This is a genomic window from Cupriavidus taiwanensis (genome assembly GCF_900250115.1).
In the GTDB taxonomy this organism is placed as follows: Bacteria; Pseudomonadota; Gammaproteobacteria; order Burkholderiales; family Burkholderiaceae; genus Cupriavidus; species Cupriavidus taiwanensis_B.
The window spans coordinates 1,499,992-1,517,408 of record NZ_LT984804.1 but is presented as its reverse complement, the minus strand read 5'-3'; the positions used below and the strand labels follow the sequence as shown (position 1 = coordinate 1,517,408).

Annotated in this window: 14 protein-coding genes and 5 pseudogenes; 8 read left to right on the top strand and 11 right to left on the bottom strand. The window is 61.8% G+C overall.

Going from position 1 to position 17,417, the window contains the following annotated elements; genetic code table 11:
* Window positions 1–30 precede the first annotated feature (30 nt).
* Complete coding sequence (locus tag CBM2586_RS23655) at window positions 31–1,431, bottom strand: 3-deoxy-D-arabino-heptulosonate 7-phosphate synthase (RefSeq protein ID WP_115690177.1); 1,401 nt, start codon at window positions 1,429–1,431, stop codon at window positions 31–33.
* Between the two features lie 328 nt (window positions 1,432–1,759).
* Here CBM2586_RS23655 and CBM2586_RS23650 point away from each other — a divergent pair, with 328 nt between their 5' ends.
* The gene (locus tag CBM2586_RS23650; protein WP_115690175.1) at window positions 1,760–2,527 is read left to right on the top strand and encodes a ParA family protein; all 768 of its coding nucleotides are present in this window, start codon (window positions 1,760–1,762) and stop codon (window positions 2,525–2,527) included.
* Between the two features lie 61 nt (window positions 2,528–2,588).
* Here the strand turns inward: CBM2586_RS23650 and CBM2586_RS23645 are convergent, their stop codons facing one another.
* Window positions 2,589–3,518, bottom strand: coding sequence for a pseudouridine-5'-phosphate glycosidase (locus CBM2586_RS23645; RefSeq protein WP_115690173.1), 930 nt, complete (start codon window positions 3,516–3,518; stop codon window positions 2,589–2,591).
* A gap of 276 nt (window positions 3,519–3,794) precedes the next feature.
* Here CBM2586_RS23645 and CBM2586_RS23640 point away from each other — a divergent pair.
* Together CBM2586_RS23640 and CBM2586_RS23635 are read left to right on the top strand one after the other, a co-directional pair.
* Window positions 3,795–4,181 (top strand): annotated as a pseudogene (locus CBM2586_RS23640) (amino acid permease C-terminal domain-containing protein); the annotation flags it as partial.
* Between the two features lie 188 nt (window positions 4,182–4,369).
* A pseudogene (locus tag CBM2586_RS23635) lies at window positions 4,370–4,843 on the top strand (IS30 family transposase); the annotation flags it as partial.
* A gap of 277 nt (window positions 4,844–5,120) precedes the next feature.
* Here CBM2586_RS23635 and CBM2586_RS23630 read toward each other — a convergent pair.
* On the bottom strand, window positions 5,121–5,462 hold the full coding sequence (locus CBM2586_RS23630) for a winged helix-turn-helix transcriptional regulator (RefSeq protein ID WP_018312229.1): 342 nt from the start codon (window positions 5,460–5,462) through the stop codon (window positions 5,121–5,123).
* A gap of 94 nt (window positions 5,463–5,556) precedes the next feature.
* Here CBM2586_RS23630 and CBM2586_RS23625 point away from each other — a divergent pair, with 94 nt between their 5' ends.
* Both CBM2586_RS23625 and CBM2586_RS23620 read left to right on the top strand, forming a co-directional pair.
* Window positions 5,557–5,883, top strand: coding sequence for a nuclear transport factor 2 family protein (locus CBM2586_RS23625; protein ID WP_115690171.1), 327 nt, complete (start codon window positions 5,557–5,559; stop codon window positions 5,881–5,883).
* Entirely contained in the window at window positions 5,883–6,662 is a 780-nt protein-coding gene (locus tag CBM2586_RS23620; RefSeq protein ID WP_115690169.1) for an SDR family oxidoreductase, read from the top strand. The genes CBM2586_RS23625 and CBM2586_RS23620 overlap by 1 nt, the downstream gene beginning before the upstream one ends.
* Window positions 6,663–7,104: 442 nt before the next feature.
* Here CBM2586_RS23620 and CBM2586_RS23615 read toward each other — a convergent pair.
* Window positions 7,105–7,896 (bottom strand): annotated as a pseudogene (locus tag CBM2586_RS23615) (tyrosine-type recombinase/integrase); the annotation flags it as partial.
* An 8-nt stretch (window positions 7,897–7,904) separates the two neighbouring features.
* On the bottom strand, window positions 7,905–9,065 hold the full coding sequence (locus CBM2586_RS23610; protein ID WP_115690167.1) for an IS30 family transposase: 1,161 nt from the start codon (window positions 9,063–9,065) through the stop codon (window positions 7,905–7,907).
* 458 nt (window positions 9,066–9,523) lie between these two features.
* Here CBM2586_RS23610 and CBM2586_RS23605 point away from each other — a divergent pair, with 458 nt between their 5' ends.
* Entirely contained in the window at window positions 9,524–10,945 is a 1,422-nt protein-coding gene (locus tag CBM2586_RS23605; RefSeq protein ID WP_231942713.1) for a CAP domain-containing protein, read from the top strand.
* Between the two features lie 283 nt (window positions 10,946–11,228).
* On the opposite strand, the gene CBM2586_RS23600 is transcribed toward CBM2586_RS23605, so the two are convergent.
* On the bottom strand, window positions 11,229–11,507 hold the full coding sequence (locus CBM2586_RS23600; RefSeq protein WP_115664312.1) for a transcription initiation protein: 279 nt from the start codon (window positions 11,505–11,507) through the stop codon (window positions 11,229–11,231).
* A gap of 7 nt (window positions 11,508–11,514) precedes the next feature.
* Here CBM2586_RS23600 and CBM2586_RS23595 point away from each other — a divergent pair, with 7 nt between their 5' ends.
* Complete coding sequence (locus tag CBM2586_RS23595; RefSeq protein ID WP_115690165.1) at window positions 11,515–11,793, top strand: enolase C-terminal domain-like protein; 279 nt, start codon at window positions 11,515–11,517, stop codon at window positions 11,791–11,793.
* Between the two features lie 485 nt (window positions 11,794–12,278).
* Here CBM2586_RS23595 and CBM2586_RS23590 read toward each other — a convergent pair whose 3' ends face one another.
* The 4 genes and pseudogenes from CBM2586_RS23590 to CBM2586_RS23575 all read right to left on the bottom strand — a co-directional run bounded on the left by CBM2586_RS23590 (window position 12,279) and on the right by CBM2586_RS23575 (window position 15,761).
* Entirely contained in the window at window positions 12,279–12,656 is a 378-nt protein-coding gene (locus CBM2586_RS23590) for a RidA family protein (RefSeq protein WP_115690161.1), read from the bottom strand.
* A 1,300-nt stretch (window positions 12,657–13,956) separates the two neighbouring features.
* Window positions 13,957–14,829: pseudogene (locus tag CBM2586_RS23585) on the bottom strand (IS91 family transposase); the annotation flags it as partial.
* The gene (locus tag CBM2586_RS23580) at window positions 14,830–15,306 is read right to left on the bottom strand and encodes an RES family NAD+ phosphorylase (protein ID WP_115690157.1); all 477 of its coding nucleotides are present in this window, start codon (window positions 15,304–15,306) and stop codon (window positions 14,830–14,832) included.
* Window positions 15,303–15,761, bottom strand: a complete 459-nt coding sequence (locus CBM2586_RS23575; RefSeq protein WP_115690155.1) for an antitoxin Xre/MbcA/ParS toxin-binding domain-containing protein — start codon at window positions 15,759–15,761, stop codon at window positions 15,303–15,305. Before CBM2586_RS23575 ends, CBM2586_RS23580 begins: the two co-directional genes overlap by 4 nt.
* 59 nt (window positions 15,762–15,820) lie before the next feature.
* On the opposite strand from CBM2586_RS23575, the pseudogene CBM2586_RS23570 reads away from it, so the two are divergent.
* A pseudogene (locus tag CBM2586_RS23570) lies at window positions 15,821–16,534 on the top strand (putative bifunctional diguanylate cyclase/phosphodiesterase); the annotation flags it as partial.
* Here the strand turns inward: CBM2586_RS23570 and CBM2586_RS23565 are convergent.
* Window positions 16,521–17,189 carry a GntR family transcriptional regulator gene (locus CBM2586_RS23565; protein ID WP_115664318.1) on the bottom strand — a complete coding sequence of 223 codons (669 nt, stop codon included), beginning with the start codon at window positions 17,187–17,189 and terminating at the stop codon, window positions 16,521–16,523. The pseudogene CBM2586_RS23570 and the gene CBM2586_RS23565 overlap by 14 nt on opposite strands.
* Window positions 17,190–17,417: the final 228 nt, after the last annotated feature.

Below are 17,417 nucleotides of genomic sequence, written 5' to 3'. Positions count from 1 at the left end.
GGCGCGCGGGTTGGCCCGGCCACGCCTTGCCTACACCGCCGCCAGCAAGTCGTCCGTATGCACCACCAGTTCACGGACCTGCCGCAGGGTTGCGTACTGGTTCAGCACGGCACCCCAGTCGGCCCTTTCCAGCAGCGCCAGCCAGACCGGCTCGAGCCCGCGCGCGTCGACAGGCGCAGCCGCCGTCAGGACCGCGGCGAAGTCCAGCGTCGGCGTTGCTGACAGCAATTGCATCCGGCTGGCGGCGCTGAGCAGGCGTGGTGTCGGCTCGGCCGGCGCATCGCAGCAATAGAGCACCGTGCGGGCCAGCGCCGCGGATGCGGAGGGCAGGGCGCACAGAGCGGCGCCGCGCAGCAGCACCGTGCCTTGCCGGGTCGCGAACGGATACACGGCGTCCTGGTCCGCCTGCGCCAGCAGCCGCAAGCCCCCCAGCAGCCGCGGAAAATCCGTGGTGGCAGCATCGACGGAGGCCTTGACCTCGACCAGCAGGCACACATCCCAGGCCGGAGTGCTTCCGGCACTGTCATAGTCTCCGGCAGATTGCCTGAGCAGCACCACATCCCATTCGCTTTTGGCGTGCTGATGCGCGGCCGGGATCGCGGCCGGTACGCGCATCGACGTCACCACGCGATAGGGTGCCGGTGCGTCCACCGCGGCATTCAGCCGCTGCGCCAGTGCCTCGAGCGCCTGCGTCGCCTGCGCCTCCGCGGCTTCGCCGCGCTGCCGTGACGACAAGCCTTGCGCAACGGCACGAGCGCTGCCCGAGCGCGGACCGTAGCGTTCCCACAGCGTCCGGTATTCCACGACGAGCGGGTCCGACGCCAGCGTATCCAGGCGCCGCAGACGTGCCAGGGCCGGGTGTTCCAGCAACTGGTTCAGACCGTGTGCTGCTGGGGGTTCGTCGACCGACGCAGGCGTCCGCGGCGTCTCCAGCAACCGCTGCACCGCGTCGTGGAGCGCGTTCCAGGCTGCAGCGCCCGCGTATGCATGCAGCCGGGCCAGCGCCTCGCGTTGCGGGCCAGGGCCGAGGCTTCGCTGCTTGCCGGGATGCGCGACCGCATTGACCGCGGCGTGGATCGCGCGGCGGTCCTGGTCCGCGCGCGCGGACAGCGACGCGTACTCGCGCACCGGCGCGGCCCGATGCCGCAGAACCATCGCCTGGAACACCGGATCGCCGCCATCCGCCCGCATTGCTTCGCGCACCATGCGTGCGAGCGCGCCGGTGAAGCGATCCTTCAACTCCGCATCCGGCGTTTCGCCACGCGCCAGCGCGACGCGGGCCTGTTCGATCACGAGTGCGAGCGTCGTCGCTGGACTGGCATCCCGCGCTCGCGCACAAGCATCGTCGAGGTCCGGCAAGCGATAGCGGCGCGGAACGGCGCGCAGCGTCGCATCGAGCAACGGGTGTGGTGGCAGCGGGGGCTTGTCCATGTCGGGGCTTATCGCACGAATCAGGCCTCAAGTCTCGGTAATCGGGGGCGGGTGTACAAGGGGGTGACGGGAGACTTGCGACAGGGGATCCGATATAACACCCGATCAGCGCGTTTCGGCATTGGCACGCACACTGGTTTGCCACGATGCTCTGCGTTCATCCGACCGTCATGACGCTTTGCCAAAAAACCATTGCGCCAATGTTCGAGGTGACGATATCCCAAAACGCGATTTGAAACTCCCGCTTCCGGGGCTTCCGGCTGCTATCCGCCACCCGCCTCGCTAAGGTATGCTTTCGCCTTCGAATCGATCTTCTCCAGAGGGGCAAATGCGGCGCGTCGTATTCAATCAGAAGGGTGGGGTCGGAAAATCAACCATTGTATGCAACCTCGCCGCGATCAGCGCCCGCGAAGGCTTGCGCACCCTCGTCGTTGACCTGGATGCGCAGGGCAACTCGACCCAGTATCTGATGGGCGCGCAGGCCAGAGAGGCCGGTCCGACCGCGGCAAGCTTCTTCGAGACGTCCCTGACCTACAATTTCAAGCCGGTCGACGTGACGTCCTTTGTCCGCCCGACGCCGTTTGAGAACCTGGATGTGATGCCATCGCATCCTGACCTGGACGCGCTGCATGGCAAGCTGGAATCCCGCTACAAGATCTACAAGCTGCGCGACGCCCTGCTTGAACTGGATGCCGTCTATGACGCCATCTACATCGACACGCCCCCAGCCCTGAATTTTTATACCCGGTCCGCGCTGATTGCCGTGGAGCGCTGCCTGATCCCGTTCGATTGCGATGACTTTTCGCGCCGGGCCCTGTACTCGCTGCTCGACAATGTGAAGGAAATCCAGCAGGACCACAACGACGGGCTGCAGGTCGAGGGCATCGTGATCAACCAGTTCCAGCCGCGTGCAAGCTTGCCGGCGAAACTGGTCGAAGAACTGGTAAGCGAGGGCCTGCCGGTACTTGAATCACGGCTCTCTGCGTCGGTGAAGATCCGGGAATCGCACCAGTACGCTACCCCCATGATCCACCTGGACCCGCGCCACAAGCTGGCGCAGGAATATCTGGCGTTGCACCGCGAGCTCGCCGGCTGAAGCATCGCCGAGGCAGGCCCGGCCCTCCAGCCCAGGCGCCATGGCAGTTCAAGGCCGGGCTTCACCGCCCCTGTGCCAGCGCCAGTGCCAGCCTTGCCCCCACCTCGGCATTGTGTTTGACGAGCGCGATGTTCGTCGCCAGGCTGCGCCCCCGTGTCAGGGCCTCGATTCGCGCCAGCAGGAAGGGGGTCACGGCCTTGCCGGTGATCCCCTGCGCGATGGCGTCGGCGAGCGCCTGCTGCGTGAGCGCGTCGATTTCGCCTGATGCCATCGCCGCCGCTTCTGGCACGGGAGTGCTCAACACCACGCCGCCCGCCAGGCCGAGGTCCCATTTGGTGCGGATGAAGCGTGCCTGCTGCGATGGATCGTCCAGCCTGAAATCCGCGCGAAAGCCGCTGTCGCGCGTGTAGAACGCAGCGACATTGTCCTGCTCGCAACTGAGCACCGGCACGCCATGTGTCTCCAGGTATTCCAGTGTGAGCCCGATGTCCAGGATGGACTTCGCACCGGCACAGACCACTGCCACGGAGGTCTTCGCCAGCTCCTGCAGGTCGGCCGAGATGTCAAAGGTCTCCTGCGCACCGCGGTGCACGCCGCCGATGCCACCGGTGACGAAGACCTCGATGCCGGCCAGCGCAGCGCATATCATGGTGCCCGCCACCGTCGTGGCGCCGAGCCCTCCGCTGGCCAGCACGGCCGGCAGGTCGCGACGGCTGACCTTCTGTGCCTGGCCCGAGCGGCCGAGCCGTTCCAGTTCATCATGCGCAAGGCCGATGCGGATCCGGCCACCGATCAGCGCGATCGTCGCTGGCTCTGCGCCTAGGTTGCGGATCAAGTCTTCCACTTCGCGCGCAGTGCGCACGTTCTCCGGGTACGGCATGCCGTGAGCGATGATGGTCGATTCCAGCGCCACGAGCGGGCGGCCGGCGGCGCGTGCGGCGGCCACGGGCGCGCTGAAGGTCAACCAGGAGCGGGCAAGGTCGGCAGTCATGTTGAAGCCTTCGGCGATGCGATGGGTCTGAGTATCGCTCGCTATTCGGTTTTGAAGATGCCAGATGTTGGAATTCATGAATTTACGGTAGCGCGGCCGCTTCTTACACCCTCCAAACAAAAGAAGCAGAAGCATCCGGAGACAGACATCGTCCAGGCCATAGCCTACGCCAGGCTGGACAAAAGGTCGCTCGACAAAGGCCGCGTTGACATGGCCGAGGTTCAGGGCGGGTTCGCTTGCCCATGCTGCCAGAATGTGCGCGACCGCGCCGCCTGCCTGCCCGGGCAGCTGTCCTCGGTGCACCCGGTACATGCTACGCCGTACTTTGCCACTTGGACCGTGGGCCTCATGTTTGCCGCGATTGCCGCCCTGGTGCCACTCAGCGTACTGGCGGAACAGATCAATATCGGCACGCTGGCGGCCTTTACGCTGATCTCGGTGGCGGTGCTGGTGCTGCGCAAGACCCGCCCCGAGCTGCCGCGCGCCTTCCTCTGCCCGGGCGTGCCGGTGGTGCCGCTGCTGTCGATCGGCTTCTGCCTGTTCCTGATGGCGCACCTGCAGGCGCTGACCTGGGCCGCCTTCCTGATCTGACTGGCGGTGGGGCTGGTGATCTACTTCCTGTACGCGCGCCGCAATGCGGTGCAGCACAGTGGCGCCAGGTAGCGGGATCTGGCCATAACGCTAGCGTCTCTGAGGAAGGCTGGGCGCGCGCATCGTAGGTGTTCGCCGGCAGGGAATCCACTGCCGCGTCGATGCGTGCGCGTCCATCGATCGAGATCGTCGCCGGAAGCCGCCGGCTCGAGGACGGCGCGAAAGCATTGGGGGCCGCGCGCGGTTCCCGGGGCGGTTCTGATCGCGCGATTCCCGGCCACTGGGAAGGCGACCTTCTCTTCGGCAGCGACAACAGCCAGATCGTCACCTTGGTCGAGCGTCAGACGAGGTTTGTGATGCTGGTGAAGGTTGCCAGCAAGGACACAGAGACTGTGGTCAACGCCTTGATCAAACATGCAGGCAAATTACCCCAGGAGCTGTACAAATCGCTGACGTGGGATCGTGGAAAAGAGATGGCCGATCACAAGCGCTTTACCGTGGCGACCGACATTCAGGTCTACTTCTGCGACCCTCAGAATCCCTGGCAACGGGGCTCCAACGAGAACACGAACGGCCTATTAAGACAATACTTCCCGAAAGGCACGGATCTCTCTGTGTACTCGCAAGCCAAACTCAATGCCGTCGCGAGGCGGCTCAATGAACGTCCGCGCAAGACACTCAACTTTGATACCCCGGCCGAACGATTCCATCAAAACGTTGCATCGACCGGTTGAATCCGCAGCCAATTGCGGTCCTTGAATCGTGTCGGTTCCAGGACTCTTTTGACTCCATCACAGACGCTCAAAGCGGTCGAAGGGCCGTTGGCCCGCGCAATAGCTAGAGTGCGATAGCTCATGCGGCGCTCTTCCTTAGGCACACGGCTGTAGTTGGGCAGACTCGCATGGTCGCCGTGTTCGAGAGATGAAGCCCTTGTTGCGACCGCGGAGAGTCTGATCCGGCTTGGCTTGCTCGGCCAATCAACGGAGATTACCTAGGGCAATCTACTCGGCATCAGACAGCTTTTAGCAACTCGTTGCGCTGCTCCGCCCATTTGAGAAGAGCGTCCAGAGCGGGACAGAGTGCTTGTCCCCAATCAGTCAACCGGTATTCCACCTTGGGCGGCACCTGGGCATAGAGCTTTCTTGCCACGATCCCGTCCGCCTCCAACTGGCGTAGCTGCTGCGCGAGCATCTTTTGCGAAATACCAGGGATGAGCTTCTCCAGATCAGAGAAACGCTGCACCTTGCCATCGAAAAGGTGGAACAGGATGACCAGCTTCCAGCGCCCTTCCAGCAATTTAAGCACTGCTTCGACACCAACTGCGGCCGTGTCGGGGGTGTATTCCTTTCCCATACGTAGGTAACTTACTTTTCCGTGCGTTCTTGTTCAATAGTAAGTTTATAGCGAAAATTCCTGTATCGACACTTTGCCATGAGAGGCTCCTTGCATGGACATTTCACTACCCGATGCGGTCTCCACTTTTTTTCAGGTGAGCAATGGTGCCGCGCCTTCATCGCTGCGGCGTGCTTTTTCCGAAAACGCCGTTGTTCACGATGAAGGCCAGACGTATCAGGGACACGAAGCAATCGAAACCTGGCTGGCGGAAGCGCAGCGCAAGTATGCCTATAGCGTAGAGCCGTTGACGTTCGTGCAAGACGACGCCCGCGTCACTGTCGTGGCCCAATATGCTGGCAACTTCCCCGGAGGTCTCGCCGACCTGAAACATATATTCCGGCTCACGGACCACAAGATTGAATTTCTAGAGATCCACTGATGACCACGAACCGCGAACTCACGGGCAAGCGTGTGCTGGTCACGGCTGGCACGAAGGGCGTTGGCCGCGCCGTCGTCGAACTGCTCGGCGAACTCGGCGCGCGCATCCTGACGACGGCTCGTGCCAAGCCGGACTTCATTCCCGACGCCATGTTCGTCGAAGCCGACCTCACTACGCCGGAGGGTTGCGCCACCGTAGCACAGGCCATCGAAAACCGGCTGGGTGGCGTGGACGCCATCATCCATGTCCTGGGCGGATCGTCAGCCCCGGCAGGCGGTTTTGCCGCGCTGGATGAAACCGAATGGCAGAAAGAGCTGAACCTCAATCTGTTTCCGGCCGTACGACTGGATCGGGCGTTGTTGCCGAAGATGATTGAGCAACGTGCAGGCGTCATCATCCACGTCACGTCCATCCAGAATCGTTTGCCCTTGCCGGAATCGACCACGGCTTATGCTGCCGCCAAGGCTGCACTGTCCACGTACAGCAAGAGTCTGTCGAAGGAAATCACGCCTAAGGGCGTGCGCGTCGTGCGCGTGTCGCCGGGCTGGGTGGAAACCGAAGCGGCAGTTGCGCTGGCAGAACGGCTTGCCAGCCAGGCCAATACGGATTACGAAGGCGGCAAGCAGATCATCATGGATGCGCTGGGTGGCATCCCGCTCGGGCGGCCGTGCAAGCCGGCGGAAGTCGCCGACCTGATCGCCTTTTTGATCTCGCCGCGTGCGGCGGCGATCAGCGGGGCAGAGTACGTGATCGACGGTGGAACCATTCCCACCGCGTAAGATTGATCCATCTGGACACCGACATCGCCCGGGCCCCCTATGCGTCCTGGTGTACCGCCGCTGGGTTGGGGCGTGCGCCCCGCGCCGCGGGAGCCGCTGCCATCCGGCTTTGACCCCTGACGGGCGAGTCGTAAGGCTGTCGGTTTCCATCGCCTTTTAAGGCGGTGATGGCGTCGAGCCCGTTGCAATATAAGAAGCGAATCCGATTGTTGCACGCGATCGCTGCTGGTTCGTAGTCACGACGGTGCGACGTCGATTGTCTTTGTTCAGCATAGATTAGGCTCGCCTGTTCGGTCTGCCATCCTCAAGTGACCTTGCGAAGGCCATTCAAAAACTTCGGGGCGCATACTCACCGCACAAACCAATGCCGCGGGACGGTCTGTGCCATAGCATCGAGGGTTCACAAATTGCGGATACCCGACAATCTCTCAGCTACGAACGCCTATTTGCGTGCGCCGAATGCCTGCCGCATCTGTTTGGCACGCTCAAGTTCGTCGCCGTGCAGGTACATGGACGTGGTGGCGATCGACGCGTGGCGCAGGTTGTCACGCACGGCGGTGAGTTCAGCCCCGCGAGCCAGCGCGTGGCTGGCGTGACTGTTTCGCATCCAGGGGGGCGTTGCACGGCGCAGTTTCTCCGCAGCCACTGGGTGATCGGCATCGATCGCGTCGGCGGCCTGCGCAAAGAAGCGCCTTAGCAAGCGCCAAAGATGAGCGCTGGTTATACCAACGGCGCCATCCTCGCCCAGGCTCCCCACTAGGGGAGTCTTCGGGTTCCATCTCTCCCGGCTGATCGGCAACTGCCGCTGTGCCAGGTACTGGTCTAGCGCCGTATATGCGAGGGGCGGCAAGGCTACCTTCCCGAGCTTGCTCCCTTTTCCGACAAGATGCAGCTAGCGGTCACCGTGCCCGTCGAGGTGGACGTTGCCAAGTGCAGCGCCGACCAGTTCGCTGGCGCGCAGACCCGTCGCGTACCCAAAGTCGAGCAGAAAACGTAGGCGCTGCGCCGCCGGCTCGGACCAGCCATAGGACCACTCCAGACCGTCCGCGATGGCCCGCAGCAGCAGCCATTCCCCTTCGGTAAAGCCTCGGGCCGTATCCAGCGCCGGTCGCAAGGCATGGCCGCGAACCTTGATGCCGGCAAACGGGTTAGCCAGCACGTAGCGCTGCTCGATGAGCCACCGGAACAGGGCCGACAGCACCGTGAGCGCATAGGCGGCTGAGCGCGCCGACAGGTGCAGATTCATCCGGTCGATGCAACAGCTTGATGGAATCGTTCAGCCGGTCTCTCGAAGTTTAGTGTCTTGCGCGGGCGTTCTTTGACCCGCCTGGCAATGGCATTGAGCTTGGCTTGCGAATAGACCGAGAGATCGGTTCCTTTCGGAAGGTACTGTCTCAAGAGTCCGTTCGTGTTTTCGTTCGTACCGCGCTGCCAGGGATTCTGAGGATCGCAGAAATAGACCTTGATATCGGTCGCGACAGTGAAGCTCTTGTGGCCAGCCATCTCTGTGCCGCGATCCCACGTCAGCGATTGGTACAATTCCTGCGGTAGCTTGCCAGCGTGCTTGATCAGGGCGTTGACTACAGCCTCAGAGCACTTGCTGGCAATCTTCACCAGCATCACGAACCTTGTCTGGCGTTCGACGAGTGTTGCAATCTGGCTGTTGGCGCTGCCGAACAGTAGATCGCCTTCCCAGTGCCCAGGTATCGCGCGATCCTCTGCCGTGGCAGGGCGTTCACTGATCGATACGGCATCTCGAATGTTCGTACGGTTGTCGGTCTTCAGTGTGTGTTGGCGCGATCTACGCATGGCTCGAGAACGCCGTAGGTGTTCCAGCAACTCCCTTTTCAGTGCGCCACGGGCCTGGATGTAGAGGCTCCGATAGATTGTTTCGTGCGACACCTGATAGTCCCTGTTGACCGCGTACACGTGCTTGAGCCAACCCCCAATCTGCTCTGGCGACCACTGCAATCGAAGCTTGCTGGCCACCACCTGGGCGAGTGTCCGATTCTTGACGAACTTACATGCCTTTGGGCGCCGTGCGCGCTCCCAGGCGAGCTGGTCGGCTTGGTTCGCCAGATAGCCTTGTCTGCCCCCATTGCGCCGGACCTCGCGGCTGATAGTAGAAGGAGCACGCCCTAGCCGGGTTGCTACGGATCGGATGGACTGGCCGGCGACTACTGCGCCCGAAATCTCCTCTCGTTCGGCAAGCGTCAAGGCCAGCCTGGAGCGGTGTCGTTGCGCTGGCTGTATTCCGCCAGTCTTGGCGAGAATCCCTTGTATGGAGGAGTGGTAGCGATCGAATAGTCGGGCAATCTGCGCAAGCGTGTCGCCTTTGCGCCACCACTCCCACATCAGTGCCTTTTGAGTCTCGGTGTAGTAGGTCCGACGTCTTTGTTTCATTTGCAGCACCCCCCAGGCTCGCAAAGCCTTTAGTGTGTTGCATCGACCGGCTGAATCTGCATCCGGGTACGGTCATCCCTATCCGCAGCTCGGTCACCGGCAGTGAGAATGCACGACCTAGGCATGTCCTTCGTCCGCGGCATACCCATGATGCTTGGGACGGCGTCGGAGTGCAGTTCCCCGGGCGCGTTCTGAACGTCCTACTCGAAATCTTCCTGCTCCATGGCCACTCATGCCGATTTCACAAGCGGTAGCGATGCCGACCGGAGCCTGCATTAGAAAAGGGTGGGCCCTGTAATCGGCGCTTGGGCTATAACGAGAGTACGCCGTCCGGTGGCTCCGCGAAGGCGGAGAAGGGGAAGAATATGAACACACCCTGTGCTGGCAGGCGGGGCGAGCTTGCGCCCGTCGTCTGGAGGCCAGCCTGGCTGGCATTCGCATCGGTATTGACCTTGACCGTGCTCGCCTCGCCGCTGTTCGCCCAGCCGCTGGCAGGCGCCAATACCTGCGGCGCGCTCATCCACACCCCGCCTTCCCAGATGGATGCGGCCACGCGCATCGCCGCCGGTCGGGAGGCCGTGCGCTGCCTCATCAACGCCGAGCGCACCAGCCGCAACCTTGGCGCGTTGTCCGCAAATTCGAGGCTGACTAGCGCGGCGCAGGGCCATGCCGACGCCGCCGCCAGCCTCAAGTGGTGGACGGGTGGCGCCAATCCCCACGTCAACCCGCAAACTGGATCTACCATAGATAGCCGCATCAGTGCGACTGGTTACTGCGGTGGCAAGCAGCGTCTGATCGGCGAGATTGCCTATACCGGTCGTGGCGCAGGTGCACCGTCCGAGGGCTGTCCGCTGGGCGAATGCGCCACGCCAGCGGCGGCAGTGAACTGGTGGATGAACATCAGCAAGTCCGGCCATCGCGAGCAGATTCTGACGTCCGCATACAACGAACTCGGGACGGCACTGGCCGGGGTCGCCGCCACGCCCGATGGCGCGCTGCCCGAGATGGGAACGTACGTCGTGGATTTTGGCGCGTGCGACGCGCCGGAGCCGGCGCCGCCCGCCAGCGGTACGTCCCCGCCACCGCCCCCTCCGCCGAATTTCCAGCGCACTGCCGTCCGTTTCCAGAACATGCATGTCAACGACTGCCCGGAGATTGGTGTGTGCGACTGGAAGTTGACCTGCCATATCGGCAACCAGCCCGATGTGGAACTGCTCGGCATGGTAAGCCGGAATACTGGTGAAGACGTGCCGCTATCCACCACGATGACGCAGGACGGCGCGCCGCCCATGTTGGTGACCTGCACGGTCAAGGAGCGCGACGGGCCGTTCCTGTTCTTTGACAGCGCGGTCTGGGAGCTGGTTGGAACCGTGTCCACGCCGTTCGACAAAGGCCAGCGCGACCTGCGTATCAACCAGAACCGGGGCGAAGGGGATGTGACGGTGCAGATCCTGGTCGAGTCGCTGGGCGCTACCCATAGCGGCACCTCGCCGCCGCCGCTCCCACCTCCGCCGGCCGCCCCGACTGGCTGTCGGATTCCGGAGGCCAGCTTTCCGCGCTGCGGGTTCCTGTCGGCGCAGTGTGACGCGCCGTTACCCGCAGCCAGCGAGTACCTGATCGCCGGAGTCGTCGGACAGGTCTTCCGCTCAGTGCCGGAGATCGGGCTGGTGGATGCGGAATACCGGGAGGAGGGCGATCGGACGCTTAAAGTCTGTGCGCGTAACGCGGGTGGCACGCGATGCAGCAACGGTTTCGGGGCATCACTGGGGCCGTTGGTCTGCCCGCATCCGCCGGCGCACCGGATCTGTCCGGAAGGCCAGCGGCCATGCCCGCTGAAGGGATGCATTGCGAACAATCAGCACTGCGACTTTCTGCAATAGTGGCGTCTGGCGATCATTGCTGAGATGAGGGTCCGTGGCAGAGTACTTTCGTGGAGGCAGGAAAGCACGGTGATGGCTTGACGGCAGATTCAATGAGAGACGGCCGTATCACGCCAATACGACTGCCTTTGACGGCTGCTACGGCCCGTGAGCGAGTACGAATAGAGCCGGACCGGATATGGTTCGGATTTGCCAGACCATTAAGATAAAGAATGTAGCCTAGGTTTCGGCGAACGATATGCGGGAGAGTGTCGTCGATAGCAGTGGGTACGAGCCCTGCGCGTCAGCTCTCGGGGTCATACCCAAGCTCGCGGAGTTCCTGCGAGCAGCGGCAAGCTTTGGCGATCTTTGCAGCCCGCAGGATGGCGGCTTCGCGCGACGGGAACTGCAGGACACAGAAGCCGCCATCGAACTCCTTCGTCTGATGATAGGTCTCGTTTGTGACCGTGCTGTTTGAGGCGACCATGAGTGGTGCGACATCCTCGTTGATACCGCCACCGAACACATACACGCCTGCAGCCTGACTGTCCAAGACTGGCGGCGTCACCGAGACCCTGCGCATCGCGGCGATGGCCGCGGCGCAGAAACTGCCGGTGCACCTGCATACCGCCATGACGGGCCTCAACATGGCGGCGTCGATCCACGTGCTTGCCGCAATCGAGAACCGAGGCTACTTCGAAGCCGATGTGTCGAAGCACAACCTGTTTCGCGATGCCTTGGTGTCATGTCCCTTCACCGTCAGGGAAGATGGGACCGTGGTGCCGCCGCAGGGCGCCGGCCTGGGGGTGGAGGTCGATGAGGACTTCCTCCTGGCGCATCCGGCAATTGAAGGGCCTGGTTACGCATAGCGCAGGCGAAGCTAAGCACCAATGACGAATTGCTACGGGCGGTGGCAGACTTCTTTGCCTTCTTTGGAGAAGGGACGCATCTGCCCTGGTTTCACCTGTGTACGCTGCTGGACAAGCTCAGGATCAACGGCATCGAAAGTCGTATGCCCCGCAGGCCTTCGAGCATGATTGATCCCGCAATTTCCTGGTTACGCAGATTGAAACGCGCGTGAACTTCAGGGGATGGCCGTGAGCAACTTTGCGACCCCCTTGCCACTGGCGCATTCGGACTTGGCTCGGGACGCCCTAAGCCAAGGAGCGCGCATTAAGTACATTGCGAACCGGAACGCTGTCACGTCTTTAGACATTATGCCGGGCTTTTCTCCGTGGTAACCGACCTGTTCGCCGGCGAGAAGTCTTCATCATCGGAGGGGCAGAGTGGTGCGTCAAGTCACGGATCCCCGCGCTCTGTCGTCTCTTGGCGACCCGAAGCAGTCAGTCCAGTGTCAAGGCTTATAAGCAATCGCCTCGATTTCTACTTTGGTGCCTGCCATGTTCTTCCCATGCAGCGACGACCGTGATGGCTTGTTTTCACGGAAGAACTCTCCATACACGCGATTGAATGCATCAAAGTCGCTAGCGTTTTCAAGCCAAACTGTTGTCTTCACGACATCCTCGAGCGTGCAACCCGCGAGGGCGAGTACATTGGCGACGTTCTTCAGAGTCTGACGTGTGTGAACTTCTATCCCACCAACGACGATGCTGCCGTCGTCATCTCTGGCTACCTGGCCGGACACAAACACAAAGTCGCCGGCCTTCACCGCCAGCGAGCGCGGCAAGGTTCGGGTGCCCGGATTGCTCTCTGCAAAATGCTCGATCGTCATTTGAGTCACCTCCCCAATTTCGCCCGTCCTTGCTTGGATCAAGCGCCTGTTTCGGAACGACTACTGCAAAGACCTCACTTGCGTGGCTCGCTGCCCTGGTTCTGCGCCGTGCAGGAATTAAATACGGCCCGCACAACGGACAGAGGCGCGGCCCCGAGAAGCGCGTCGGCCTCTGCCTGGCAGTGGTGCGTGGCACCGACTGGCAGGCCAGGCCGCTCGCCCGCGGCCGCCTTGCCGGGCTGGCTGCCGTCGTTCGTCGAGAAGCAGGCGCCCAACAGGGTCAGGGTGGCGAGTACTTGCACGGATCTGAGACGCATATTGCAAGGTAATTCATGGCACGCCTGAGGATAGCCTAGCGCAAGCGGGGCTTCCGGTTAGCACTATACGGCGCCAGCTACCAATGTGACGCCAGCGCTCACGCGCGGGCCGACGTGAGCGACTCTGATGGGCGCCGATAAAGGTCTGATGGTTGGGGGCGGAGGTGACATTCCGCACGGACTCCAATCATACAAGGCATGAATTGCAAAGCAGTCGGCGGACTAAGCAAAGCGTCTACGCCTTCGGTGGCCTACCTTAATGATGAGTTCGCGAGATTAATCCGAACAAAAATCGACATAGGGCACGCGCGGCAGGCATGGCATAGAAATGCCTGCCCCCTTGCTGATGAATGCCAGATCAATAAAAGAGGCACATTTACATGCACTACCATCCGACTTTGGATCCTGTGGCGGTTGCCGCTTGCCTTGCGGGAACGGCACTAGTTGGATGGGCACTTGCCGTTTTCGTAATGTGATACGTATATTCAAAAATGCCCTGATAGTCAGGATAACGTACACCCAAGGTTTGCCGGCATCCATGCACTGAAAGCGACATCCACACGGCGATCTGCACCCACGTGATGCGGATTGGCGGCTTGGCGGTGTGCAGCCCGCTGGGCCGACGGCTGTCGGGATGCGAGGCGGCTACCCTCTGGACGGCAAGCGCCGTCCGCGAGCGAACCACGGTCCGCCGTAACGATGGCGCGTACGAGGCTTTCGCGGGCAGGCTGACCTGCGGATGCAGCATAAGTCAAGAGTTTTTTGCGCGGCGGAGACGGCGCAATGGTCAGCAGGGGCACAGTTGCGCGTCCCGTCTTCGCTGTAAAAAAATACTTGAGCTAAACCGCTCCACGGCCGTGGGAGCTATGGGCCTTGAATCGCGTTGGGCTTGCGGGTCGGATGCCAGCGACGGTGCGGATTGGGAGTTTCGCTTCGCACTTTAGTGGGCAATGGATGCCATTGCGCGGGATCGGCGGCTGACGCTAGGCGGAGCCGGCGACGCTTGGCCTGAGGCACGAACATATCTCCTGTGTCGCCCCAAAGGGAGCGAACACAGTGATTGACGGCACGCGCGTGGGGCCATGCAATCCTCCTCGGCGGTGTGCGCGTGGCAAAGCGGTTGGCAACAGGCGCTCGATACAAAACATGCGCCCCCGCGCGCAGACGGGACAGTCATACAACGACCGGCCGGTCAGCTTCTCGTAGCGGTGCGGGAGAAGGCGAACCTCTCGCAAGTAGCCGGTTGTTGGAGATCGCTACGCGATGCGTGTAGCGGCCCAGATAGTCCAGGACCTGCCGGGGGCCGCCGAACGGCTCCTTAGCATAGACGACCCACTCTGTGTGGCGCGGGCCGACAAGATGGCCGAGGAAGGAGTCCCGCTTGGCCTATTGCGCTAGCGTTGAGAAGAATCGCGGCCTTCCGGCGTCGAAGGCATGGTGCCGGCGCGCGAGAAACAATCGCCGGAATAGGCGCGAGAACCCCGCACGGGCAGGAAGGGCGACCCAGTGCTTACCGTCCGAGAGACCACCGCCGGGGACGAGGCAGTGTAGGTGTGGATGATGTACCAGCGTCTGCCCCCAGGTGTGTAGGATCGCGATGAAGCCGAGCGTGTCACCCAGGTGGGGCGGGAATCCGCGGCGACGGTCCGCAGGGTATGAAACAGGATGTCATAGACCACGCGCTTGTTCTGGAAGGCGATTGGCTCGGGCACGGTAAAGACGACATGGAAGTACGGCACAGGCAGTAGGTCCGCCTGGCGGTCGTCAAGCCACTGCGCGCGGGCGAGCGACTGGCACTTCGGACAGTGCCGATTACAACATGAGTTATAGGCAATACGCTGATGGCCGCAGCTATCTTAAGTGCGCGGCCTTTGTTCGCCGAGCAGTGACAAGATGCGCGGATCGTGATCGACCTGTCGAGCTTCAACGATACGTACCGTCTCCGAATCGGGATGCGCGGGATTGAAAAGGTAGTTGGATGCATACGGCACAAGCACGCTGGGCACTTTCAGGAGCAAGCTCGAGCGCGATGCTAGCCATTCTGTGCCGGCGCTCTTGGACCAACCGGGATTGCTTTTCCAGTCCTCGGGCAAGTCACCAATTTCCGCGACGGCGAGAGAGTCCTCCACCTCGATCTGGAGGAGTTGGTAGTGCTTGGGCAGATCTTCCATCTGCCTGATATCTTGATGCACGAGCACCTCGAGAAAGGCTAAGGCAGGATGCTCGGCCAAGTACACGACAGGTTGTCCAGCGTAATGCCAGCGTCCGCCGGCACGCAGTCCCCCAATTCCTTTGAGATCCGCAAAATTGCTAATACGCCAGAGGACCATCAGGCGAAGTATCCTTCGTCAATCTGGATAATCGCTTCCTCGACCACACGTGCGCCTTGTTCAGTGCTGGTCAGTTCCAGTGGCGACTTGGCACCCAATCGTTGTTGGGGCGCGCGCAGCCACCGCAACGCACGCTCGGCCTCGCCAAACGTACTGATTGCATGGGCAAGGATCCGGGCAAGACGGATCGCTTTATCCGATTCGTCGACCGTGAGGGACTCGGCTCGTTCGCGACGGTGCGTCAGCGTGCGGCGCGGAATGATAAAGCTTAGCTCGTCCCAGGCAAGCCCTGCATTGTGCAGGCTCGCTAGGATCTCAGTCGGCAAACGATCGACAGCGAGGTAGACCAAATCGGCCTCGGAGAGGATTTTAGTGCCCAACGCATCACTCAAGAGGTCCAGATAGCGGCCACTAGGGAGCCGACTGGTTCCCGAAGGTTGGAAAACGATTGTCTGCATAGTGAAGCTCCTTGGCAGAATGCCGTCCTATTATAGGCATTCTGCCGAGCATCTGCTGCATTGTTAATTTGCACACGGGCAAGGTCTGCAAGGCCGAAGCCCTGATTCGCTGGGACCATCCGGTGCGCGGGCCAATCCAGCCTGCGGATTTTATTGCCGTAGCAGAGGAGTCCGGCCTCATCATCGACATCGGCCGCTGGGTGTTGACGCAAGCGCTGGACCAGCTTTCGCGCTGGCAGATGCTGATAGGCAAAGACTTCCAGATTTCGGTCAACAAGTCACCAGTGGAGTTCTGCGCGCCGTCGAACGGACCCGAATCTTGTTCGAGCGTGATAGAGCGCAGGAACGTGCCGGTGGGCAGCCTCATCATCGAGATTACCGAAGGCTCGTTGATGGAGCAGAACGCCGATGTTATGGATCAGCTCTCACGCTTTCAGGCAGCCGGCATCGAAGTCGCGCTCGACGACTTCGGCACCGGCTACTCATCCTTGTCGTACCTGCGGCGACTGGACATTGACTACATCAAAATCGACCAGTCTTTCATCCGGTCGCTGACGCGCGGACCGGACGACGTGGCCCTGTGCAGCGCCATCATCAGCATGGCGCATGCACTACGCATCCGCGTGATTGCCGAGGGCGTCGAGACCGGATTGCAGCGCGACATCCTGGTGGCTGCCGGCTGCGATTACGGGCAAGGGCACTTTTTTGGCTTCATCGATGAATACCGGGGAAGGCTGCGCGGATCTGCTGGCGATGGTTTCAGCGCCCCTTGAACACCGGATGCCGCGCGCACACCGACAGCACGATGCGCTCGGACTGCGTCAGGTAGTCGTTCAGCGCGACCGCGCATTCGGCCAGCTTGCCCGCCTCGAACATCTCCAGGATGTGCTGGTTCATCTCGACGTAAGGGCCGTGCAGGAATTCCGGGTCGTGCAGCATGCCGAACGCCAGGCGCAGCTCCGCGAGCAGGTGGGAGAACATCACGTTCAGGCGCTCGCTGTCGGCCAGCTCCACGATCGCCATGTGGAATTCCATGTTGGCGGTGCCGGCGCCCTGCCAGTCGCCGTTGTCGCGGCAGCGCAGGCCGGCCTCCACCGCCTGGCGCAGGTGCTTGCGGGCCGGATGGCTGGGGTAGGCCTGGGCGATGGCCTGGCATTCGATCAGACGGCGCACGCGATAGATGTCGATGATCGACGCAATGCTCGGAATCGCCACCGACACACCGCGGTTGGGCTCGTGCTTGAGCAGGCCTTCCTTGGTCAGCACGCGGAAGGTCTCGCGCAGCGTGTTGCGGGATATCTGCAGGCTTTCGCTCAGCGCCGCTTCCGACAGGCGCTGCCCCGGCTCGAACTCGCCATGCACGATGCGCTGGCGGATCTGTTCTGTGACCCGTTCGGTCAGATTCTTGACGTCAGGTGTTGAGGACATGGTGGCTGGGATCGGGCACCGGCTCATTCCGGTGCGCAAGTGACCGGATGTTAACGCACTTTGTTCAACAATTTGCACGGAATTGGTGCGGGCGATAGCCCCTACGGTGCCTTAGGTGTATACCATGATCGATCAATACCGAGGATTGTTCAACAATGATAGTGCGGTGGTTGAGTGATACGTGCCGATAGGTCAACATGGCATGCGATTTGCTGAACAACGCGAATG